Raw genomic sequence first — 22,649 nt, 5'->3', positions numbered from 1 at the left:
TACTGCCTTCCACCCCTTTACTCCTGCCTTTTTACCTTACAAAGGTATATTGCCGTGTTTTTTTCTTGGATTATTTACCACTTTGTTTTCGAGCATTTTAAAAGCCTTGATCAGCTTGATGCGGGTTTGCGAAGGTTCGATAACCTCGTCTACAAAGCCACGTTCGGCCGCGCGGTAAGGGTTGGCAAAGATTTCCGAATACAGTTTTTCTTTTTCCAGCCATTTTTCCTGCGGATTTTCGGCATTGCTGATTTCTCTTTTGAAAATGATCTCGGCCGCGCCTTTGGCACCCATTACCGCAATTTCGGCACTTGGCCAAGCGTAGTTCATGTCGGCGCCGATGTGTTTCGAGTTCATTACATCGTAGGCGCCACCATAGGCCTTGCGGGTAATTACCGTAATTCTAGGTACGGTAGCTTCGCTAAAGGCATACAATAATTTGGCGCCATTGCTGATAATGCCGTTCCATTCTTGGTCTGTTCCTGGCAAAAACCCAGGTACGTCTTCAAAAACAAGCAATGGAATGTTAAAGCAATCGCAGAAGCGTACAAAACGGGCCGCCTTTACCGAAGCATGGTTGTCTAAAACCCCAGCCAAATAAGCGGGCTGGTTGGCCACAATGCCAATGCTGCGCCCTGCCAGGCGGGCAAAGCCCACCACAATGTTTTCGGCATAAGCGGCGTGTACTTCCAAAAAGCTATCGGTGTCTATTACTTCGGCTACCACATCCCTGATATCATAAGGTTGCGAAGCATTTTGTGGCAATAATTCGTTTAATGCAGGCCTGTTTTCGTTACCTGTTTCGTAAGCCAGACTGGTAGGCCTTTCTTCACAGTTTTGAGGCATGTAGCTCAACAGTTTTTTGACATGGCTAATGGCGTCGAGCTCGTTGGCGCAGGCAAAATGCGTCACACCCGATTTGGTGGCATGCGTAGTAGCGCCGCCCAATTCTTCAGCGCTTACTTCTTCGTGCGTAACGGTTTTAACCACATTCGGGCCGGTTACAAACATGTAGGAAGTATTTTCGACCATTAAAATAAAATCGGTAATGGCTGGCGAGTATACCGCGCCACCGGCACAGGGGCCCATAATGGCCGAAAGCTGCGGAATAACTCCGGAAGCCTGTACGTTACGGTAAAAGATATCGGCATAACCGCCCAAAGAAACCACGCCTTCTTGTATACGGGCACCGCCACTGTCGTTTAAGCCAATGATAGGTGCGCCGTTTTTCATGGCCATTTCCATGATTTTGCAGATCTTTTCTGCATGAGTTTCGGAAAGCGAGCCTCCAAAAACGGTAAAATCTTGCGAAAAAACATACGTTAATCGGCCATTAACCGTGCCATAGCCGGTAATTACGCCATCGCCCAGGTATTTTTCCTGTTCCATGCCAAAATCGGTGCTACGGTGGGTTACCAGCATGCCTATTTCTTCAAAGCTGCCTTCGTCTAACAGAAAATGGATGCGCTCGCGGGCAGTGAGCTTGCCTTTTTGATGCTGACTGTCAATGCGCGCCTGGCCTCCGCCCAAATGGGCGCTTTTTATTTTATGCTGTAAGCTTTCGATTTTATTCTTCATTCTTTCAAAATGGATTTTTTTAAAATTAGAAATTACCAGCGGTATTGCAAACGCGTGGTCAATACATTGTCCTTTAAATCGCTCTGGTAGCCCGATAGGGTAGTGCCGTCGTTTGTCACATGTTCGTTGTAAACGGTAAGCTTTAATCGCGAGCTTAAGGCACAGGTTAGCCCATAGCCCAAAGTTCCATACTTAATATCGCCTGCAGTAGTGTTGTTGCCGGCCAATCCGATTTCTTTTTCGTCGATATCGGTATTGGGGTCGTATACGTCGTAAGCCATGATTACGCTAAACCTGGTTTTGGCAATTTGTTGTGTCAACCAAATATAGTAGCCGTTAAAATGGCGTAGGTAAAGGTTGGTGGCAGGCTGCGTGGCAAAGCTTTGGCTGGCATAGGGGCCTGCCAAACTGGCGCTGCTGGCTACGCCGGGCTGGGTGCCTGCTATATACTCGGTTTTGAGGCTGGTGGTGCCAAAAGCATTGTCGTATTGCACCTGCAGGTTGGCGCCATAATAGTTGCGCTTTAGGTTGCTGCCTATATTGCTGGCGCTGGTATTGCTGGCAAAGCCATGGCCGTTGTTGGTATAATAAGTGTCGGTATTGCTGCGCACAGAGCCCTTGTAAAACGAGCCCCCAAAGCCGATGTGCAGTTTTTTATTGGCCAAACTGTCGAATTTGAAGTTAAGACCACCTACCATGTCTTTTTTTGAGTCATAATCCCGCGCCGAAAGCCCGCTGCCATTGATTACGGCAAAATCGGCTGTTAAAAACTTGGCTATTTTTTGGGGATGGAAAGAAACCATTGCGCCTAAATCCCTTTCCCTGGGCATCAAGGTTTGAAACACGCGTGCTCTTTCCGGAAAATCGCGATAGCCCGAAGAGTAGATGATCGAGTAGCCGAAAGGTCGGTTAAACAAGCCGGCGGTAAACAGCAATTCGGGTACGGAAGGTGCGTGGAGCTGAATAAAGGCATCCATCAGGTTTACGCCGTTCTGGGTGGCGTCTATTTGGAAAACAATGCTTGAATATTTGTCTACCCGGTCTATTTTAAGTCGGCCGCGCCTGATGATGAAGCGGCTGTCGCTGTTTGCCGAAAAATCTCCGCCAGAAAAGGAAGTAATTCCTGCCGACTGTGCTTTCTGGAATTGGGTTTGCAGATAGCCCGTAATTTTAATGTCGTGTATATCATACGAAGACGGAGCATTGTTGTTTTGCGCCATGGCCAAAAGCGGACATAAACAAACGAACAAAAAGAGACCTTTTTTCATTTTTTACAAATGGTTTTGCAGCGATATAAAGTAGCATGCGCTTTGGGCCGTGAAATTACGGTTAATCCATAGCTTTTCGAACAGAAATTATTTTTTAGCCCGGCCTTGGGCACCGGTTTTGCGAAAGACGATTATTTAATTACATTTTTTTTACCATTTTATTTGTCACTTTGATGCTTTTGGAACTATTTTTGGAGAAATCGAAAAAACAAAAGATTTATGTGGTTTAGAAAATACCGTTTATTTATCGTGATTGCCTTTATGGGCATCTTTACGGCAAAGATGGTAATTTCTGGCGCGCCAGTATTTTTTGCCCACTTAGACAAAAGTCTGATGAATGCAGTGATTATGCAGCTTGAGGCAGAGAACCATGGCGACGATACGGCCAAAGGAAGCGTAAAGTTTGCCGACCATAAACTGATGTTCTATCGCTATGATCTGACTTATGTGCCCCTCGAAATCGATTACGGGGTAACAAACAGTTTTATTGAGCATTCTCGGCGATATGTAGACCCTTATCATCCTTCGGTACCCACACCGCCTCCTAACTTTTCATAGGCTTTTACTTTTATCGTCAAAATGTGAACTGCAGCAGTGGCTGTGGGACGATTTCTTATGAAAAAAATAAAATTTAACGCGAGTTTATTATGGAAAATGTGGGTTCGACCTCAGGGTCGGGTATTAATAAATATTTCTTAAAAAAGAATTTAAAACGCGATATACCATCGAGTATAGTTGTGTTTTTAGTGGCCTTGCCTTTATGTTTGGGCATTGCCTTGGCCTCTGGCGCTCCATTGTTTGCCGGTTTAATTGCCGGTATCGTGGGAGGCGTTGTGGTAGGCGCTATGAGTGGTTCGCAATTAAGTGTTAGCGGACCGGCTGCGGGTTTAACTGCTATTGTTCTGGGTGCAATTGCCTCGCTAGGCAGCTACCAGGTCTTCTTACTTGCTGTGGTTTTGGCAGGTGCTATCCAAATGGTGCTCGGCCTTATCAAGGCCGGCACCATTGGTAATTACTTTCCATCGAGCGTAATTGAAGGTATGCTGGCCGGTATCGGCGTATTGCTTATCTTAAAGCAGCTGCCTCATGCCATAGGTGTAGACAAGGATTATTTTGGCGACGAAGGCTTTCTTCAAAAGGATGGCGACAATACCTTTTCGGCTATTTTGCATGCCGTAAATGGATTGAGCCTGGCCGCTATTGTAATCAGTTTGCTGTCTATAGCCATCCTGGTTTTTTGGCCAAAAATCAAAAAGCTCAACACAGTACCTGCCCCTTTTTTGGTGGTGATACTGGGCGTTGGACTGGCTTTGGCTTTCCAGGGCACCAGCTATCAGCTGAGGGCCGATCAAATGGTGAATATTCCTTTGTTTAACGGCTGGGAAGAATTTAAGGGCCTGTTCAGCACGCCCGACTTTTCGGCCATTGGCAACAAACAGGTTTGGATAGTTGGCTTAACTATTGCCGTGGTGGCTAGTTTAGAAACCTTGCTGGGTATCGAGGCGGTTGATAAAATCGATCCGATTAAAAGGGTAACGCCAACCAACCGCGAATTGGTGGCCCAAGGTTTTGGCAACATGGCCAGCGGCATGTTGGGCGGTTTGCCTATGACTTCGGTAATTGTACGCAGCTCGGCCAACGTAAATGCAGGTGGCCGCACCAAAATGTCGACCATTATACACGGTACCTTGTTGCTGCTGTCGCTGCTGTTCATTCCGAAGCTGATCAATATGATCCCTTTGGCCTGTTTGGCCGCTGTACTTTTGGTAACCGGTTACAAATTGACACGCATTTCGCTGTTTAAGCACATGTACCATAAAGGATGGGACCAGTTTGTTCCTTTTGTGGTTACCGTGCTGGCCGTAGTACTTACCGATTTGTTGAAAGGGGTTGCTATTGGTATGGCTTTCTCTATTTTTTACTTGTTGCGTACCAACATGCGCAACCCTTTCTTTTATAAAGTACAAGAGGAGGGAAACAAGAAAAACATCAGGATTAAGCTGGCCGAAGAGGTATCTTTTTTAAACAAGGCCTCTATTCAGGTATTGTTAACCAATATCCCGAAAGAAACCAATGTCATTATCGATGGTTCAAATGCCAGGTATATCGATCCAGATGTATTGGAGACCATTTTTAATTACAAACATAATGCTTATACTAAAGGCATTATCGTAACTTTAGAGCACATTAAAAGTCATTACACTGTGCCTAAATTAAATAACAAGATTGTAGAAGAAATTAAATCATAAAATTATGTGCGCAAAAAATGTAGAAAAAGATAACCGTCAAGAAGCTATTACTTATGAGAGCTTATTGCAAGGCAATAAAGAATGGGTTGCTGCAACCTTAAATGAAGATCCCACTTTTTTCGACCGCTTGGCTGCTGGACAGACTCCTCCGGTACTATGGATCGGCTGTTCCGACAGTCGTGTACCCGCCAACCAGATTACCAATACCTTGCCTGGCGATATCTTTGTACACCGCAATATTGCCAATGTGGTTACGCATACCGACATGAACCTGCTGAGCGTATTGGATTATTCGGTAAACGTGCTTAAAGTAAAACATGTAATCGTTTGTGGCCATTATGGCTGCGGTGGCGTAAATGCGGCGCTTGGCGATAAGCAGGTTGGTCTGATTGACAACTGGTTGAGAAATATCAAGGATGTTTACCGCATTCACGACAGGGAACTGGATACCATTAAAGACCAAACCCGTAAATTTGATCGTTTGGTAGAGTTGAATGCCATTGAGGGTGCAGCCAATATCATGAGCACCTCGATTGTGCAAAATGCCTGGGCCGCAGGCCAGGAGCTATCAGTACACGCTTGGGTTTACAGCCTTAAAACAGGTTTGATCAGCGATATGAAGGTAAGTGCTTCTAGCGCAGCTGATATTTCGCCGGTGTATAAAATGAAGGCCAATAAATAAGCAAAACAATTGTCAATTGAATAGAAGCCGTCTCTTAGGAGATGGCTTTTTTATTGGAATAAACGCCGCTAATTGGCATGAAGCCTTGCTTAGGGTAGGGCTTGATGGTTCATTTGAGAAACTCGAGGTTCCAGATTTTTTCGGCCTTACGGCCAATGAGCCAAAAAGAAGCCGCAAGCACCAAAAAGAAAAGAGCCTTGTGCCAACTGTCCCAAAAGTATTCGAAATAGCGGGTATACAGGTTCAGGAACAAGAAGGTGATGCCAAATTCGCGCGCCACTTCGTCTCTGTATTTTAGGCCAGCCCAAATGCTGAGGAGGCAAGCTCCTGCCGAAACAATGGCGTAATAGAACAGGCTCAGTTGCTTGATGCCATACCAGGCTTCCAATGTTCCATAATTGCCAAAAACCGATAAAAACCACAGCGATACAAATAGATAAACCATGCCACAAACATAGCTCGCCTCAAAAAAATAGCCCCATTTTTTATGGTTGCGCAACAAAAAGGCCAATGCAGTTACCGCCAGTCCGAAAAATACAAAGCGCAAGGGGTAGTTCATGCCCAGGAAATAATAATTGCTTCTACTCAGGTAACCGGTTTCTGTGCCAAACCAAGCTGCCAACGAAATCAGGGCAAAAATCCAAGTCAGTTTAGAACGGTATAGGTAGCCAATGGTGCCATAAACAAATACCGAAATGAGAATGAGAACAGAAAAATGTCTGCTGCCGTTATCGATGGTTTTGCCGAAGTAGGCAAGGGCGTTGGCGGTGAGCAGAATGGCACTAAACAGGATGGCCTCGTTGCTAAACCTGCGTTCGCTATGGTGTTTTTTGCGCTTAAAGCCAACATAGTACAGCCAGCCGGCACCAGCAGCTGATAAAATGCTGATGATGATGTTGGGCGTTTGGTATATTCTTTTCAGGTAGTTGAGTACCGAATCGTCTATCAAAAATGCGCCAAGCGAGATAAAACCACAGGCCATGGCAATCCAAAAAGAATATTGAGCCAACCTTAGCCAGTCGAAGGCCTTGGTTTCGTAACTTTTTTTCAGCTTGGTTTCGGTATCAGCATCTATCAGCCCGTCGGTTTTCCACTGCTCGATTACCTCGTCTAAAAACTCGCTTTTGTCCTTGTCGATTTTCATCTGTACCTAAAGATAGCATGGACATTTAAAAGAAACAAATAAAACTATGCCCTGCCTGAGGTCATCAGCTTTTGTTGTAACTATCTTTTGCTATCTTTCGGCAAAGAAAACCAAATATAACCTCGTTTGCTCGTCTTTGTCAAGGCCAGGAGGTTTATGCTGCCATGAAAAAACATCAATCCCTGGTAAGAATCAAAAAAAGAGAGGGCTTTGAGGGCCAAAGGCATATTGTGTTGCCCAAAAAGGTTGAAAGCACTTTTTTAAAGAAAGATCCCATTACCAAACAGATTTATATTACCGATATTGGTTATTTTCCGAAAGCCAAAAACCATTTTGTAGTACGCGAGGAAGGCGCCGAACAGCACATCTTAATTTATTGCGTTGATGGCACGGGCTGGATAGAAGTGGAAGGGCAGCCGGTGGCAATCTCGCCGTCTACTTTTTTTATCATTCCCCTCGGTACCAAACATAGCTATGGCGCCGACGAGCAAAATCCCTGGAGTATTTATTGGGTTCATTTTAAAGGCAAGTTATCAGGACAGATTATCGAGCTCATTTCCGAGCAGGTGAGTGGCCTGGAACCCAAAATCATCTTTAACGAAAACCGGATCAGGATTTTTGAGGAAATCTACCTTACCCTCGAAAATGGCTACAGCGACGACAACCTGCGTTTCATCACCATGGCCTTTTACCATTTCCTTTCTTCTATTTTGTATGAAGACAAATTTGGTCGCGTAGAACTGAAAAACAGCAACCAGGTGGTAAGCGAAGTAATTAAGTTTATGCAACATAACCTAGGCGCCAGCATTGCCCTTAAAGATTTTGCCGATAGGGCTAATCTCTCTGTTTCGCATTTTTCTTTGGTGTTCAGGTCGGCTACCGGGTATTCGCCTACCGACTATTTTAACCACCTCAAAATACAAAAAGCCTGTCAGCAGCTGCAGTTTACCGATTTTTCTATCAAGCAGATTTCGAATACGGTTGGCTTTAAAGATCCTTATTATTTTTCGCGTCTGTTTAGCAAATGGATGCATGTATCGCCTTCGGCTTACAGGAAAATGAAAAAATAAAAAGGCCGGATTAACCGGCCTTTTCTGGATATATTTGCGAAGCTTTATTTTTAATTGCTTGGTTTTCAATGGTGAATTTGTAGGTCAAGCCGTTTTAAAACTTCGTAAGCGTTGTTAGTTTTCTGCTAAAAACGGATAGCGATAATCTTTCGGCGGATCGAAGGTTTCTTTGATGGTACGTGGAGAAACCCAGCGCAGCAAATTGATCATCGAGCCTGCCTTATCGTTGGTGCCGCTGCCTCTTGCGCCACCAAATGGCTGTTGACCAACTACTGCACCCGTACATTTGTCGTTGATGTAGAAGTTGCCGGCCGCATTGCGCAGGCGTTGGGTCGCTTTTTCTAAAGCATAACGGTCTTGGCCAATTACGGCACCCGTTAAAGCATAGATGGAAGTGCTGTCAATGATAGCTAAAGTTTTATCGAAATCTTTGTCGTCGTATACAAAAATGGTTAATACCGGGCCAAATAGCTCTTCGCACATGGTGGTGTATTTCGGGTCGTCGACCACTAAGACCGTAGGCTCGATGAAATAGCCTTTAGACTTGTCGTAGTTGCCACCGGCAATAATTTCAACGCCTTTGTCGTTTTTGGCGGCGTCGATATATTTGGCCAAGCTGTTGAACGATTTCTCGTCGATAACCGCATTGATGAAGTTGCTGAAATCTTCGGTTGGGCCCATTTTAAAGGTAGCCAAATCCCTCAACATCAGTTCTTTGATTTTTGGCCACAGGCTTTTGGCAATATATACCCTCGAAGCCGCAGAACATTTTTGTCCCTGGTATTCGAAAGCGCCACGGATGATGGCTGTGCTCGATACCTCGGCATCAGCAGAGCCGTGCACCAAGATGAAGTCTTTGCCACCAGTTTCGCCTACAATGCGCGGATAAGTTTTGTATTTGTGGATATTGGTGCCGATGGTTTTCCAGATGTCTTGGAAAACGCCGGTAGATCCGGTAAAGTGGATGCCTGCAAAATCAGGGTGAGAGAAAATCACGTCGCCTGCATCAGGACCAGAAACATAAACCAGGTTGATGACACCGTCTGGCAAACCCGCTTCGCGGAAAATCTGCATCAATACATTGGCGGCATAGATTTGGGTATTGGCTGGTTTCCATACCACCACATTGCCCATCATGGCCACCGAAGTAGGCAGGTTACCGGCAATGGCGGTAAAGTTAAACGGAGTTAAGGCAAACACAAAGCCCTCTAACGGACGTTGTTCTACGCGGTTCCAGCTGCCACGAGGCGATACCGGAGGTTGTTGCTTATAGATTTCGGTCATGTAGCTCACGTTGAAACGCAAAAAGTCGATCAGCTCGCAAGCCGAGTCGATTTCGGCCTGGAAAGCATTTTTGCTCTGCCCCAACATGGTGGCTGCATTTAATTTATAACGGTACGGACCTGCGATCAGGTCGGCAGCTTTTAAGAAGATGGCTGCACGGTGCTCCCATGCCAGGTTTTCCCAATCGGCCTTGGCGGCTAAAGCGGCATCAATGGCTTGGCTTACGTGGTTTTTGTTGCCCTTGCTATAGTTGGCCAACAAATGCTGGTGGTCGTGCGGAGGGGTAATTTTTCCCTGGTCTTCGGTATAGACTTCTTCGCTGCCGATATACATCGGGATATCGATCACTTTTGAGCGGCTTTCGGCTAGCGCCGCTTTTAACAATTCGCGTTCTTTACTTCCTGGTGCGTAACCCAAAATGGGTTCGTTAACAGGAGCAGGTACGTTAAAAAATCCTTTAAGCATAAATTAAATTCTTGTTTGTACAAAGATAGGTTTTATAGTTTAATGCCATTGTAAAATAGCGGCATAAAGGTGCGGTTTATTTCTCTGCTTTCCATGGCATTTTCACAATTAAAGGCCTTTGTACACGATGCATAAGGTAGTACGGTTAATAATAGCTATTTTTGAACCTTGAACATGCTTAAATACCTGCGCCTCTTACTTTTTCCGTTTGCCTTGCTCTACGGCATGGTGGTTATGCTTAGGAACAAGCTGTACGATTGGGGCATTTTTAAATCAGTGCGTTTTGATTTGCCTGTTATTTGTATCGGCAACGTGGTCGTTGGCGGTACGGGCAAAACGCCTACCACCGAATATTTGGTAAGGCTGCTGGCCGATTATCAGGTGGCCATCCTGAGCCGTGGCTACGGACGGAAAACCAAGGGCTTTGTGTTGGCCGATGCCCATACTACAGCCGAAACGATTGGCGACGAGCCTTTGCAGTACCATCAGAAATTTCCGCAGGTAACGGTAGCTGTTTGTGAAGATCGTGTCAAAGGCATTAATGAGCTCAAGGCCAACCATGAGGTGATCCTGCTCGACGATGCCTTCCAGCACCGGGCCGTAAAAGCCGGCTTCAATATCCTGTTGTTCGATTTTGCTTCTTTCATGCACTGGCAGTTTTTGTTGCCGATGGGCAATTTGCGCGAACCTTTTAATGCCTACAGGCGTGCCGATGCCCTGTTGATAACCAAGGTACCTGTGGCGATAAGCCAAGAGGTGAAGGAGGAGATAGGCAAGGGTTTTTTGCTACATGATCAACAGACCCTTTCGTTTGCCTCGATCAAATACGGAGAACTGGTGCCTTTGTTTGGTGGCGAAAACCAGTCTGTTCGGGCAACAACCACGGTATTTTTGCTCACCGGTATTGCCAACCCCGTTCCCCTGGCCAATTATTTGAAAAGCCAGACCCCAAACCTCGTGGCTTTCGAATTTCCAGACCATTACCATTTTAGCCAAGACGATATCAGGCAACTGGTTAAGGCCTTTGGCGAGCATTCTTCAAAAGAAAAGATTATAATTACAACAGAAAAGGATAGTAAGCGTTTATTAGGAGATAATTTAAAAGATTTACTCTTAAATTTGCCGATATTCTACCTGCCGATCCAGATAGATTTGGCTGTTACAGATAAGCAAACCTTTGACCAAAATATATTAGACTATGTTGCAAGAACTAAAAGAGTCAGTAACCTACCTCAAGCATAAAATAGAAGATTTTAAACCCGAAGTCGGCATCGTACTGGGCACAGGCCTTGGCGGTTTGGTCAAAGAAATTGAAGTTAGCCACAGCGTACTGTATGCCAGTATTCCCAATTTCCCGATTTCTACGCTCGAGTTCCATTCTGGCCGTTTGATTTTTGGTACTTTGCAGGGCAAAAAAGTAGTGGCCATGCAGGGCAGGCTGCATTATTACGAAGGCTACAGCATGCAGCAGATTACTTTTCCCATTAGGGTGTTAAAGGCCTTGGGCATTCAGTACCTTTTCGTATCGAATGCGGCCGGCTCGCTGAATCCGGATTTTAAGAAAGGCGATCTGATGATCATCAACGATCATATCAACCTGCAGCACGAAAGCCCTTTGCGTGGTATCAATAATGATGATTTGGGTCCACGTTTCCCCGATATGAGCCAGCCTTACAATCGCGAGCTGATTGCCAAAGGCTTGAAAATTGCCCAAGAAGCCAAGATTACCTGTCATCAAGGCGTGTATGTGGCCGTAACCGGTCCGAATTTAGAAACCAAGGCCGAGTACAAATACCTGCGTATTATTGGTGGCGATGCCGTGGGCATGAGCACCGTGCCTGAAGTGATTGTGGCCAACCATGCCGGTTTGCCGGTTTTTGCCATTTCTGTACTAACCGACGAGGGGTTTCCGGAAGACCTGCAGCCTTTTAGCCTGGAAGATATTCTAGCAACCGCGGCGCATGCAGAACCCAAAATGACACAAATTCTTAGCCAGCTTATTTCTTCCCTATAATGCAGAAACTCATTGCCTTTCTTCTGTGCTGCAACCTGGCTTTTTGTGCTTCGCAACTGTTTGCGCAAGACCTGAAAACCAGTGTAACCAATAATAAGGAACTCGATTCTTTGCGGAAGAAGGAAGAAGACGCAAAAGATTCGGTAATATTCGATTCGAAATACATCAGGTATACCACCCTGCGCTTAACCAAAGACAGCATCCACACGTTGCCTATTGATACCGGCCTTACCGGCATCCAGAATTTTAGCGTGTTGTTGCAGCCGCGTAGGCCTACTGTAGGGACAGGGGTAATGGGCCTCTCGGCTACTTCATTGCTGTTCGATCCGAGAAAAAACATCGGTTTTGATGCGGGTTTTCACGCCATGGATTACTATGCGCTTAATTACGATGACGTGAAATTTTATCGCGCTCGAACGCCCTTTACAAGTTTATATTATGTAAATGGTTCTGATAAAGAGCAGGTGCTTAAAATCGTCCATTCGCAAAACGTAAACAAGAACTTCAATTTTGGGGCTAATTTTGATCGTATCGGAGCCAATGGCGCTTATACCCATCAGCGTGGCGATGTGCTCAATGCAGCCTTGTTTATTTGGTTCCAATCGCCAAACAAGCGCTATAACCTCTGGGCCGATGCCGTTTTTAATACTTTTAAGGCCCAAGAAAACGGGTCTATTCTCAAAGATACCATCTTTACGCAAACCAGTGGTTCGTTGGTTGACAAGCAGGCAGAGCCCGTTAGGCTCGGTACAGCCAAGCAGCTGTGGCGAAAAAATTCTTTCATGATACGCCAAAGCTATTTTGTAGGGCGCATAGACAGTACGCTGAATGCCAGTAACCAAAGCATCTTGCCTACCAATAAGATTACACATACCCTCGTTTACACCAAAAGCGCTTATTCGTTTAAAAAAGATGAGATAGATGCTTACAAGGCCATTGTTGTGGGAACGCCGTTTCCTGATAAGATCCATCCGGTCGACTCTGTTTTTACCAACGATTCGACCAGCGTAAAACATTTGCAGAACGATTTTGTGTATACTTTTTTCCTGCGGGGCAGGGGAAGCGGTTTCTTAGGCAAGAACGAGCTGAAAATCGATGCGGGGATCAGGCACGATTTCTACAGCTATGCGCAACAAGGCCTGCTGCGCGATCGCAGCTTGTATTACAGTCATGATGCTTCTTTTCAGAACATCAGCTTGTTGGGGGCTTTAGGCTATCGCTTTAGCAACAAGGTTGATATCAACCTGAACCTGCAACAGATATTTCAGGGCGAAAATACCGGCGATTTCCTTTACGAGGCCAAGAGCAATGTACTTTTGGGCAACAAGGCCGGGCAAATTGTACTCGGAGCCTATATGCAGAATAAATCGCCCGAAGAGATCTATTCGCGCTATTTTGGCAACTATTATGATTGGGTAAACAACTTCGACAGAACGAAAACGGTCAATTTTACCTTTAACTATCTTAACCCAAGATATGGTTTTGATGCTTCAGCCGCTTATTATTTAATTGATAACTACCTGTATTTTGCCGCCGATGCCAAAAATGGCATTGCACCGCAACAAGCCACCGGAAGCATCAATTTGCTGCAGGTGAGTGTAGGCAAAAAGTTTACTTATAGAAGTTTCCATTTGGATGCCTATGTGGTTTATCAAAAAACAGACAGCAAAGACATCTTACGAACACCCGAAGTGTATACTTTCAATAGCATTTATAAAGAGCAAACTTTGTTTAAGGCTTTAAAAACACAAATCGGTTTCGATATCAGGTACAATACAGCCTATTCGGCGCTTTCTTATTCGCCGGCAACCAGCCAGTTCTACAATGGCGACCCTGTTAAACTAGGCACCAAGCCCGTAGTTGATGTTTGGATCAAGGCGGGTTTGCGCAGAGCCAACCTCTTCCTGAAATACGACTACGTGAACCAAGGCTTGTTTAGCAATGGCTTTTATACGGTTAACAGGTACCCAATGCCCGATCGTTTATTGAAATTCGGCGTAAGCTGGAATTTTTATGATTAACCATATTAGTTGTTTGGAGGAACAGGGAATAGAAAATTGGGAGTAGGAAATAGTGTAATCTGCTTTTCAACTCGCAACTCGCAACTCGCAACCCACAACCCATAAGCCCTAACCGAAAGCTAGGTTTTCTGTGGCTTCTTTTTAGCAGCCGGAAAAAGCACGTTGTTCAAAATCAGGCGGTAGCCCGGCGAGTTGGGGTGCAGGCTCAGGTCGGTAGGCGGATCGTTTACCTGGTGCTGGTAATCTTCGGGGTCATGGCCTCCATAAAAGGTAAATTGCCCCTTTCCAATTTCGCCATGCAGGTAACGCACTTCTGCACCGCCTTTGTTTTCGCCCAAAATGGTAACGCTGGGTTTGATCAGGCTTTTCCTAAAGGCGGTCGTTTGGCCCATAAAACCTTTAATTACCTTATCGTGGTCTTGGGTAAGCATGGTTGGCACCAAATCCCATTTGGCCGAAAAATCGAATAGGGTAAAATAGTCGTTGCTTTCTGTAAAGGTGCGGGTTTGGGTGACGTCTATATCCGAAAATTCATAGCGTTCGGGGTTCAGGTCAATTTTAAAGTCCTTAAAGGCTACACAGTTGTTGTAATTGAGCTTTGACTGGGCATTGGCGTCGGTTCCATCGCCATCAAACATGCTTTCGGCAATATCAACGCCTTCGGCAGCCAGGGCAATATCAAAACTATCGGTGCCCGAGCACATGGCAAACAGAAAGCCTCCGCCTGCACAAAACTCCTTGATGCGCTTGGCCACGGCCAGTTTCATTTCCGATACCTTTTTAAAACCGTTTCTCTTGGCCGCGGCCTCTTGGTATTTCACGTCTTCCTGGTACCAGGTGGCATTTCTAAAAGCATTCCAGAAACGGCCATACTGACCGGTAAAATCTTCGTGGTGCAAGTGCAGCCAATCGTAGCTACTCAGCTTGTCTTTTAGGATTTCGTCGTCGTAGATTACATCGTAGGGGATTTCTGCATAGGTGAGTACCAGTGTTACGGCATCATCCCAAGGGAGTTTGCTTTTGGGCGAATAAACGGCGATTTTTGGCGCTTTTTCCAGCTTCACCATTTCCATGTTCACATCCGGATTGTTGATTTCGTTCAAAATGGCGGTCGCCTTTCCATCGGCAATTACCTCGTAAGAAACGCCACGTATCTTGCATTCGTCTTCTATGGGCTTGGCATACTTCACCAAAAAACTTCCCCCGCGGTAGTTAAGCAACCAATCGACCTCTGCCTGTTGCTTAATGCTCCAATAGGCAATGCCATAGGCCTTGAGGTGGTTTTTTTGCCCTTCGTCCATATAAATGAGAATAGAAGAAGCCCGGCTTGCTACCGAAAACAGCAAAAGGCAAACGATCAGACGGAATTTATTTATAGCCATAAAGGATACTTGCTATGCGAATGTATATTTTTTGGAGGCTAATCTGAAATTATTACGTTGATAAAAACGTTAAAACAGCAGGTTTCATATCAATTTGGAATTTCTTTGGTACGATTTGTGGCTCAGGTATTAGGCTAATCGTTTCAATTTGTTAAATTTGTCTCTTCACAATAAATTATAAAATGAGCAAAGCAATAATAAAGACTGAAAAAGGTGATATGACCGTGGAGTTCTATGACAAAGATGCACCGAATACTGTTGCCAACTTTAAGAAATTAGCCAGCGAAGGCTTTTATAATGGCGTTACCTTTCACCGTGTAATCCCGAATTTTGTTATCCAAGGTGGTTGCCCTAATTCTAAAGAAGGCGCAACCGGTATGCCAGGTACAGGCGGTCCGGGCTACAAAATCGATTGCGAGCTAAGCGGAGATAACCAATACCACGACCGTGGCGTATTGTCTATGGCACATGCCGGAAGAAATACTGGCGGATCGCAATTTTTTGTTTGCCACAGCAGAGACAATACTGCGCATTTAGACCGCAACCACACTTGTTTTGGCAAGGTGATTGAAAATGTAGACCTTGTTGACGACATTAGACAAGGCGATAGAATTTTATCAATTGAAGTTATAGAAGACTAGTACATAGTATAGCGTATTGAGTATAGAGAAAACGCTATACGCTATACGCTATACGCAATACAAAATATATGAACTTAAGAGGAATTGTAGCCGTATCTGGCAGACCGGGCTTGTTTAAGCTGGTTGGACAAAACAAAGTAGGCTACGTTTTAGAAAGCCTAGACGAACAAAAGTTAAAGATTGTAGCCAACATCTCTACGACCAAATTGGCTTCGTTAGAAGATATCACCATTTATGGCGAAGACGAAGAACTAAAATTGGTTGATGTATTGGCCAACATCGCGGCCAGCAAAAATGCAGTGCCTGATAGCAAGGCAGATGGCAAGGCTTTACGTAGCTTCTTTTTAGAGGTAGCTCCGGGCCACGACCAAGAAAAGGTTTATGCTTCAGACATGAAGAAAATCCTAACCTGGTACCAGTTGCTTAAAGATTTGCCTTTGTTTACCGAAACCCCGGAAGGTGCGGAAGCAGATGTGCCAAAGGTGGAAGAAAAAGTAGAGAAAAAAGCCAAAGCGGCGCCTAAGGCCAAGCCAAGCAATGCCAAGGCACCAACTACCAAAACATCGGCGCCAGCCAAAAAGGCCAACATGACAAGCAAAAAAGGCGTTTAATTAACGTTTTTGAAAATAAAAAGCACCATTCGAAAACGATGGTGCTTTTTTTATGGGAATTTTGGCTGGTTATTTTTGTAATCAAAATAATGGCCATCAAAACTTGGCAGGATCGAATCTGGCCTTGATGAAAGGCGGGTTAAGGTTTCCAGGTTAAATGGCAAACAGTGGTATTGGTAAGTTGCTGGGCCGTCGAAAAATTCGAAGCCAAAAGCAGTAGAACCGAGAGTTTGAGCTTTTGCATTTGCCCGATGGCATTCATCCTTAATTAAAGAAATAATTATAGGCATACCAAGCTACCACCAATAGTATCAGAATGGTGATGGTAATGTTCATTATTTTTTTCTCTCTCGAATGATCGGTTCTAAACTTGTATTTTCTTTTATAATCGCTCGGTAACATAATGCCTCCTTTTTAATTAAACGATGAAATCAGCAAAAGATTTCCATAAATTATTTGCAATAAGCAGCCAGCATTTGCTTGGCATTGGCATGGCCTAGCGTAATGGCTTTTTTAAAATCGGCACAAGCCTCTTCTTTTTGCTTGTTGTTCAGCCTGGCCAGCCCCCGGTTTACATAGCTGTTGGCATTTTCGGGATTGAGAGCAATGGCCTTCGAAAAATCGGCAGTGGCGCCTGCAAAATCTTTTTGGTAACCACGCAAAACCCCGCGTTGAAAATAAGCTTCCTCTTCCTTCGGGTTGGCCTTTATGGCATTCTCGTAATCGGCAATGGCCAGTTTGTTGTTTTTGAGTTCTCTGTAGGCATTTCCTCTCACCAAATAAGCCGATGGGTAATCGTTATCGAGCTCGATTAATTGATGGAGATCAGCTACAGCGCCGGTAAAATCCCTAAGCATATATTTGGTGATGCCACGGCTGTAATATAGGATTTCGTTTTCGGGCGCAAACCTGATGGCCACTGTAAAATCGGCAAGTGCCAACTTGTAGTTGTTAAGGTCTTTATAGGCTAATCCGCGGTTAAAATAGTTTTTCCAGTCGGCAGAATCTAATTCAATGGCCTTGTTGTACGCTTCGATGGCACCCTTATAATCTTTTTGCCTTGATTTTTCCATGCCGGCATTAAAATGATCTAAACCCGATTCTTGCGCATGGACGCTTGCCAAGGCAAAAAGAGCAGCAAAAGCTAATAATAGGCTACGCATGATGGTATGGTTCGTTTTTGAGGATGGTAAAGGCACGGTACAATTGTTCTACAAAGAAGAGGCGTACCATTTGATGCGAAAAAGTCATGTCGGAAAGCGATAGGCTCCCGTTGGCGCGCTTGTAGATGCTCTCGTCGAAACCATAGGGGCCGCCGATAATGAACACCAAGTGCTGTACGCTGCCGATCAGCTGTTTGTTCAAGTACTCGGCAAAAGAAACCGAGCTGTGTTTTTTGCCCTTTTCATCAAGCAGCATTACTACGTCGCCGGGGTTCAGCTGTTTGGCAATCAGTTCGGCCTCTTTGGTTTTCTGTTGGGCTTCGGTAAGATTTTTGGTGTTTTTGATGTCGGGAATAATGACAAAGCTAAAATTGATGTAGTGCTTTAAGCGGTTAAGGTATTTTTCTATGCCTTCGATCAGGTATTTGTCTTCTGTTTTGCCAACAGCTACTAGCGTTATTTTCATGGGTAAATAATTTTGAATGATTGAATGATCGGATTTTGAATGGGGCATCCCGTTTCCTTCAATTTTTCAGCCTTCAGTTTCTTTAAGCTTTGGGTTTTGGTCTTTCTTTATTCCATTCGTTCTTTTATTTCTTCTCTCCGGGTTTCGTAGTATCTTAGCGCACAATCAAAAAACAAATATAATGTTAAAAAGCCAGCAAGAAATCGAAAATAAATATAAGTTGCGTGCCACCGCGCTTGTCGGAACCATCGATGGCCTCAAAAAGAGCATCGACAAATTGTCTATGGTGCGCATTGCATTATTGTTCGTAGAAATCGCATTTTTTGTTTTCTTTCTGCAATCGGCCAACGATACCGAGATGTTTTGGAGAGGGGCCTTGCTGGCGTTGCCGATAGCCGTTTTTATACTTGCCGTGAAGAAGCAAAGTGCCCTCAGCAAAAACAAAGAGTATCTGAGCAATCTTTTATGGGTTTATGAAAACGAATTGACTTTATTAAGGGGCAATGAAAACAAATATGCACACGGCGAAAACTTTAAAGACGAGAACCATGCCTACACTGCCGATTTGGATATTTTTGGAAGGTCGTCGCTTTTTGCCCTCCTTAACAGGTGCGTTACCAAAGTGGGTACTGAACGTTTGGCCCAAAGCCTAGCCTTCACCGATACCAAAGATGGCATCGTGGCCAGGCAGGAGGCTATTAGGGAAATGGCAAGCCATATCGACCGCACATTCGAGTTGAGGGCTAATTTAAAGGGGCACGACGTAAGTCAGATCGAACAGATTAAACAGAAGCTGAAAGGCCCGCTGGCCGAGCAGCTCAAATTTACCAGGAATAAACCTTTGCGCTTGTATGTAAAGCTATTGCCTTATGTGGCTTCGATTTTAACTCTGGCTGCCATTGTCGTTGGCGGAAAGCTGTGGACCCTTTTAATGCTGATAGCCTTTATCAATGCCGCGCTTACTTTCGGCCAGGGCAAAAAAATCAATAAGGTATATTACGGCTTTAGCGGAGGCTCGGCATTGCTGAACGATTATGCCACTGCCATTAAATGGACAGAGGAAATCAATTGGCAAAGCAGCTATATCCGGTCTCTCTTCTCTTCTACAAAGCAGGTAAGCGTACAAATCAAAAAGCTGGCTCAAATTATTCAGGCCTTTGACGCCCGCTTGAACATTTTGCTTAGCGCTATCCTCAATTTTTTCTTTTTGTGGGATTTGGATTGTTGCATCAAGCTTGACCAGTGGAATACAACAGCCGAAGTAGAAAACGGATTGGATAGGATAGGCTATTTTGAAGAGCTTATTTCGATGGCTACTTTGGTACACAACGAACCGGCTTGGACTTTTCCGCTCATCGATGAAGGCTTTTCGCTATCGGCAACCGGGCTGGGCCATCCGCTGATTAAGCAGCAGGGCAGGGTGTATAACGATTACCAGCTTGAAGCACAAGCTACTGTCGACATTGTAACCGGCTCTAACATGGCCGGAAAAAGTACTTTTTTGCGAACAGTGGGTATCAATATGATCTTGGCCTATGCCGGTGCGCCGGTTTGTGCCAGCCAAATGCGCTTGTCTATCTTCAAGTTGGTTACCTATATGCGTATCGTAGATTCGCTAAAGGAAAGCACTTCTACTTTTAAGGCCGAGCTAAACCGGCTGAAAATGATTTTAAGCACTGTAAAAACTACCGAGAATGCCATGGTGTTGATTGATGAAATGCTGCGCGGCACCAATAGCAGGGACAAGTACCTGGGCTCGAAGGTTTTTATTGAAAAGATGATTGAACTTCGGGTGCCGACGCTGTTTGCGACACACGATCTGCAGTTGTCTGAACTCCAGGTTATCTACGCGCAAACCGTAAGAAATTTCCATTTTGATATCCAGCTGGCGCATGGCGAAATGAGTTTCGACTATCAGCTTAAGCATGGTCCTTGCAGCACGTTTAATGCAGCTATTTTATTGAAAGAGATCGGCTTGGCGCTCGATGAGCAGCATTAGCGGATCAAGGTGAGCGAGCCTGTATATTTTACATCCTGATTGGCGATGTTCTTGCCCATGATTACATAATAATAAACCCCAACTGGCACTGGTTTATCGTTGTAGGTGCCCTTCCAGTTTTCGAAAATGCTGGTGGTTTGGAAAAGGTTTTCGCCCAGCCTCGAATAAATAAAGAGGTGATACTTTTTAAGGTTGGTAATGCTCACCACAAATTCGTCGTTAGTGCCGTCGCCGTTGGGCGAAAAAGCATTGGGCACAAATAGGGAAGCATTTTTCAGGATCACCAAATCGCCCTTGGTTACCGAATTAGAGCAGCCTTCGTCGGCATAAGCCGTTAAGGTAATTTTAAACGTACCACTTTGGGTATAGGTATGGGTGGGATTGGCCAAGGTAGATTGGCTGCCATCGCCAAAATCCCAAAGGTAAGAGTCGGCATCTTTAGAGCTGTTGGTAAAAACGATAGGTAAGGGTGCCGAAAATTTGGCAGTGAATTGAGGCTCGGTGTTAAAAATGGCTTGAGGTATTTTGGCAATGGGCGGTACAACAAATTGGACGGCATCGCTTAGGCAGTCGCCGGCTTTAAGCACAATTTGGTAAACACCTGCTTGTTTAAAATCAGTTAATGGAACTTCCAGTTTGGCCGTGTTAGCCGTCAATCCATTGGGGCCTGTCCATTGATAGGTTACGCCATCTACTTCGTCAATTTCCAGCTTCATGACATCACCGATGCAAAATTTAGTTTGATTGGCACGAATTACCGGCGTAGCAGGCTTCAGTTGCACCTCTAATTGTTGCGAAATGCTTACCGAACAGCCATTGGCGTTTTGTACGGTTAAAGTAATGGTCTTGGTGCCTGTAGTGTTGTAGGTCAGCACGCCGTCGCCATTGCTAGTCGTAGTTAAGTTCTTTACGCCTGTGCCGACATCCCAAATAGCCGTGGTAAAATTAGTTGACTGATTAACCAGCGTAAAGTTCTGATTGGCTTGACAGGCGTTATTGACAACAATTTTAAACTGTGCTTCAGGTTTAAGGTAGATGGGGGGGATGCTGAGTGTCGTTGTTTGGCTAACGCAATCGCCAACCTGTACGTAGAGCTGATAATCGCCAGCGTTTTCTGGACCGGTAATTAAAATTTCAGGATTTTGTTGGTCTGAGGCAAAGCCATTTGGTCCTGTCCAATGATAGCTGGCCAAATCGAGGTCAGGTGTGCGCAGTATTAAGGTTTCGCCAACACAGAGCTTGAGGGCAGAAGGAATAATGACAGGTGGTGAGGGCGTATTGGCCACCATAAACTTGACGGTACTAAACACGGTACAGCCGTTGGCCCCTTGCGCCTCAAGTACAACCGCTTTTTCGCCTGGCGTAGTGTAGGTGATGTTAAAAGGACCTTCAGTATTGGCAGTGGCAATATTGGCACCCTCGCCAAAAGTCCATTTTAAGGTATTATAATTAGACGAAAGACTGGAGAAGGTATAGCTTTGCTGAAATGTACAAGGGTTGATCTTGTCCATTTTAATCTCCGCTGTTGGCCCAACAAACTCGGTGGTGCCATCAAATTGGATATGGAAGCCATTGTTGCCTCCAGAGAAGTTGTCGATAATAAGCGCATAGTTATGCCCGGCTACCATATCTACGAACTTGACAAAGCCATTTTGGCCAGGCACACAGCCGGATTCTTCGCGCAGATCGGTTTCCGTTAAGCTCAACCCGGTTTGGTTATAGAAAGGCGTACAGGTAACGCCACTTCCAGAGGCACAACGAATGGCATTGGCGGCAGTAGCTTGGCTGCAATCGCCACCCGGTCCCAAATCATACAATACCCAATCAATATCATTGTTGCGGACAGTAGGTGTTATGGTAAAAGTAAAAGTGCCGTCTTTGCCTGCGGTCCACATGTACCAGGCCGAATTCGATTCGGTGCCTAAACAGGTTCCGGCGGTTTCCCTGTTGTTTAAACCTGCTCCGGTAACGTTGGTCTGGGTAAATTCTTCCATTTTGCAAAGGATAGAAACCGTACCACAATCCTGCCCGGGCTTAAGTGGCGCAAAGTAATTGTTAACGCAAAGCTTAAAAGTGCCCTCGGCATTCATGGCAGCGCTTACCCTGATGTAATAAACCGTTCCGGGAATTAGCCCACCTTTGGTAATGCTGGTTACATTGCTCGAAGTGAGCATATTGGTAGGGAGCTCGGCTGATGAATTGGTGGCCGGATCAAAAGTGTAAAGCGCTACTAGCGGATTAACCAGTGTATTTGTACTAGTGGCATTGTCTTTGCCGTTTACGGTAATGTTGACATCGAATTTGGTGGCCGTGAATTTGAACCATACATCCTTTCCAATGGCGCCGCTCCAATTCATCGGGACGCCTCTTGCAGTTGCGGTAGCCTCTATATTGCTGTATTTGGCATCCTCGCTGCAAAAAGCATCGGTATTGGCGATGTTGACGGCTTTGTCTATTTCATCGTTCGGAGGCGCTGAGCGATAGGCATGCGCGCCCAAAGTGAGCAAACATAAACAGATGATTATCAAGCGCGTCATTTCATAAAAATAGAAAAAAAAGCTTTGTTTAGCCAATTCACAATTGTTAATATTAACTTAACAGGAATAATTGAC

The 22,649-nt window shown here is 45.0% G+C and carries 19 protein-coding genes; 10 read left to right on the top strand and 9 right to left on the bottom strand.

Going from position 1 to position 22,649, the window contains the following annotated elements; all coding sequences use genetic code 11:
- Positions 1–36: 36 nt before the first annotated feature.
- Complete coding sequence (locus AC6H1S_RS14585) at positions 37–1,578, bottom strand: acyl-CoA carboxylase subunit beta (protein ID WP_497564068.1); 1,542 nt, start codon at positions 1,576–1,578, stop codon at positions 37–39.
- Positions 1,579–1,610: 32 nt separating this feature from the next.
- Positions 1,611–2,846: a putative porin gene (locus AC6H1S_RS14580; RefSeq protein WP_199138301.1), complete on the bottom strand. Its 1,236-nt coding sequence runs from the start codon at positions 2,844–2,846 to the stop codon at positions 1,611–1,613.
- 219 nt (positions 2,847–3,065) lie between these two features.
- On the opposite strand from AC6H1S_RS14580, the gene AC6H1S_RS14575 reads away from it, so the two are divergent.
- The 3 genes from AC6H1S_RS14575 to AC6H1S_RS14565 all read left to right on the top strand — a co-directional run bounded on the left by AC6H1S_RS14575 (position 3,066) and on the right by AC6H1S_RS14565 (position 5,777).
- Positions 3,066–3,404, top strand: coding sequence for a hypothetical protein (locus AC6H1S_RS14575; protein ID WP_199138300.1), 339 nt, complete (start codon positions 3,066–3,068; stop codon positions 3,402–3,404).
- Between the two features lie 89 nt (positions 3,405–3,493).
- The gene (locus tag AC6H1S_RS14570) at positions 3,494–5,095 is read left to right on the top strand and encodes a SulP family inorganic anion transporter (protein ID WP_199138298.1); all 1,602 of its coding nucleotides are present in this window, start codon (positions 3,494–3,496) and stop codon (positions 5,093–5,095) included.
- A gap of 4 nt (positions 5,096–5,099) precedes the next feature.
- Positions 5,100–5,777 (top strand): carbonic anhydrase, encoded by a 678-nt coding sequence (locus AC6H1S_RS14565; RefSeq protein WP_199138296.1) that lies wholly within the window; start codon positions 5,100–5,102, stop codon positions 5,775–5,777.
- 109 nt (positions 5,778–5,886) lie between these two features.
- On the opposite strand, the gene AC6H1S_RS14560 is transcribed toward AC6H1S_RS14565, so the two are convergent.
- A complete protein-coding gene (locus tag AC6H1S_RS14560) occupies positions 5,887–6,921 on the bottom strand; it encodes a DUF2157 domain-containing protein (RefSeq protein ID WP_199138294.1) in 1,035 nt (344 codons plus the stop codon).
- A gap of 164 nt (positions 6,922–7,085) precedes the next feature.
- Here AC6H1S_RS14560 and AC6H1S_RS14555 point away from each other — a divergent pair, with 164 nt between their 5' ends.
- Positions 7,086–7,991 (top strand): AraC family transcriptional regulator, encoded by a 906-nt coding sequence (locus AC6H1S_RS14555; RefSeq protein WP_199138292.1) that lies wholly within the window; start codon positions 7,086–7,088, stop codon positions 7,989–7,991.
- 114 nt (positions 7,992–8,105) lie between these two features.
- On the opposite strand, the gene pruA is transcribed toward AC6H1S_RS14555, so the two are convergent.
- On the bottom strand, positions 8,106–9,740 hold the full coding sequence (gene pruA, locus AC6H1S_RS14550; protein ID WP_199138290.1) for an L-glutamate gamma-semialdehyde dehydrogenase: 1,635 nt from the start codon (positions 9,738–9,740) through the stop codon (positions 8,106–8,108).
- A gap of 174 nt (positions 9,741–9,914) precedes the next feature.
- Between pruA and lpxK the strand changes: the two genes are divergently transcribed.
- From lpxK to AC6H1S_RS14535, 3 genes are read left to right on the top strand one after another with little or no spacing between them, the layout of a single operon-like run.
- The gene (lpxK, locus tag AC6H1S_RS14545; RefSeq protein WP_497564067.1) at positions 9,915–10,982 is read left to right on the top strand and encodes a tetraacyldisaccharide 4'-kinase; all 1,068 of its coding nucleotides are present in this window, start codon (positions 9,915–9,917) and stop codon (positions 10,980–10,982) included.
- Complete coding sequence (locus AC6H1S_RS14540) at positions 10,939–11,754, top strand: purine-nucleoside phosphorylase (protein ID WP_199138286.1); 816 nt, start codon at positions 10,939–10,941, stop codon at positions 11,752–11,754. The genes lpxK and AC6H1S_RS14540 overlap by 44 nt, the downstream gene beginning before the upstream one ends.
- A complete protein-coding gene (locus tag AC6H1S_RS14535; RefSeq protein ID WP_497564066.1) occupies positions 11,754–13,775 on the top strand; it encodes a putative porin in 2,022 nt (673 codons plus the stop codon). The genes AC6H1S_RS14540 and AC6H1S_RS14535 overlap by 1 nt, the downstream gene beginning before the upstream one ends.
- Positions 13,776–13,894: 119 nt before the next feature.
- Here the strand turns inward: AC6H1S_RS14535 and AC6H1S_RS14530 are convergent, their stop codons facing one another.
- The gene (locus tag AC6H1S_RS14530) at positions 13,895–15,076 is read right to left on the bottom strand and encodes an asparagine synthetase B (protein WP_199138327.1); all 1,182 of its coding nucleotides are present in this window, start codon (positions 15,074–15,076) and stop codon (positions 13,895–13,897) included.
- 263 nt (positions 15,077–15,339) lie between these two features.
- Between AC6H1S_RS14530 and AC6H1S_RS14525 the strand changes: the two genes are divergently transcribed.
- Together AC6H1S_RS14525 and AC6H1S_RS14520 are read left to right on the top strand one after the other, a co-directional pair.
- Positions 15,340–15,798: a peptidylprolyl isomerase gene (locus AC6H1S_RS14525; RefSeq protein WP_199138282.1), complete on the top strand. Its 459-nt coding sequence runs from the start codon at positions 15,340–15,342 to the stop codon at positions 15,796–15,798.
- Positions 15,799–15,866: 68 nt separating this feature from the next.
- Positions 15,867–16,409 carry a DUF5606 family protein gene (locus tag AC6H1S_RS14520; protein WP_497564065.1) on the top strand — a complete coding sequence of 181 codons (543 nt, stop codon included), beginning with the start codon at positions 15,867–15,869 and terminating at the stop codon, positions 16,407–16,409.
- Positions 16,410–16,673: 264 nt separating this feature from the next.
- Here AC6H1S_RS14520 and AC6H1S_RS14515 read toward each other — a convergent pair whose 3' ends face one another.
- From AC6H1S_RS14515 to rlmH, 3 genes are read right to left on the bottom strand one after another with little or no spacing between them, the layout of a single operon-like run.
- Positions 16,674–16,811, bottom strand: coding sequence for a hypothetical protein (locus AC6H1S_RS14515; RefSeq protein WP_497564064.1), 138 nt, complete (start codon positions 16,809–16,811; stop codon positions 16,674–16,676).
- Positions 16,812–16,861: 50 nt separating this feature from the next.
- Positions 16,862–17,572, bottom strand: a complete 711-nt coding sequence (locus AC6H1S_RS14510) for a tetratricopeptide repeat protein (protein ID WP_497564063.1) — start codon at positions 17,570–17,572, stop codon at positions 16,862–16,864.
- Entirely contained in the window at positions 17,565–18,038 is a 474-nt protein-coding gene (gene rlmH, locus AC6H1S_RS14505; protein WP_497564062.1) for a 23S rRNA (pseudouridine(1915)-N(3))-methyltransferase RlmH, read from the bottom strand. The genes AC6H1S_RS14510 and rlmH overlap by 8 nt, the downstream gene beginning before the upstream one ends.
- A gap of 181 nt (positions 18,039–18,219) precedes the next feature.
- On the opposite strand from rlmH, the gene AC6H1S_RS14500 reads away from it, so the two are divergent.
- Positions 18,220–20,037 (top strand): MutS-related protein, encoded by a 1,818-nt coding sequence (locus AC6H1S_RS14500; protein WP_497564061.1) that lies wholly within the window; start codon positions 18,220–18,222, stop codon positions 20,035–20,037.
- Here AC6H1S_RS14500 and AC6H1S_RS14495 read toward each other — a convergent pair.
- Positions 20,034–22,574 carry a PKD domain-containing protein gene (locus tag AC6H1S_RS14495; protein WP_497564060.1) on the bottom strand — a complete coding sequence of 847 codons (2,541 nt, stop codon included), beginning with the start codon at positions 22,572–22,574 and terminating at the stop codon, positions 20,034–20,036. The genes AC6H1S_RS14500 and AC6H1S_RS14495 overlap by 4 nt on opposite strands.
- Positions 22,575–22,649: the final 75 nt, after the last annotated feature.

It is taken from the genome of Pedobacter sp. TM02, from assembly GCF_059705275.1.
The sequence above is the reverse complement of the archived record's forward strand: the minus strand, read 5'-3'. Positions and strand labels throughout refer to the sequence as shown.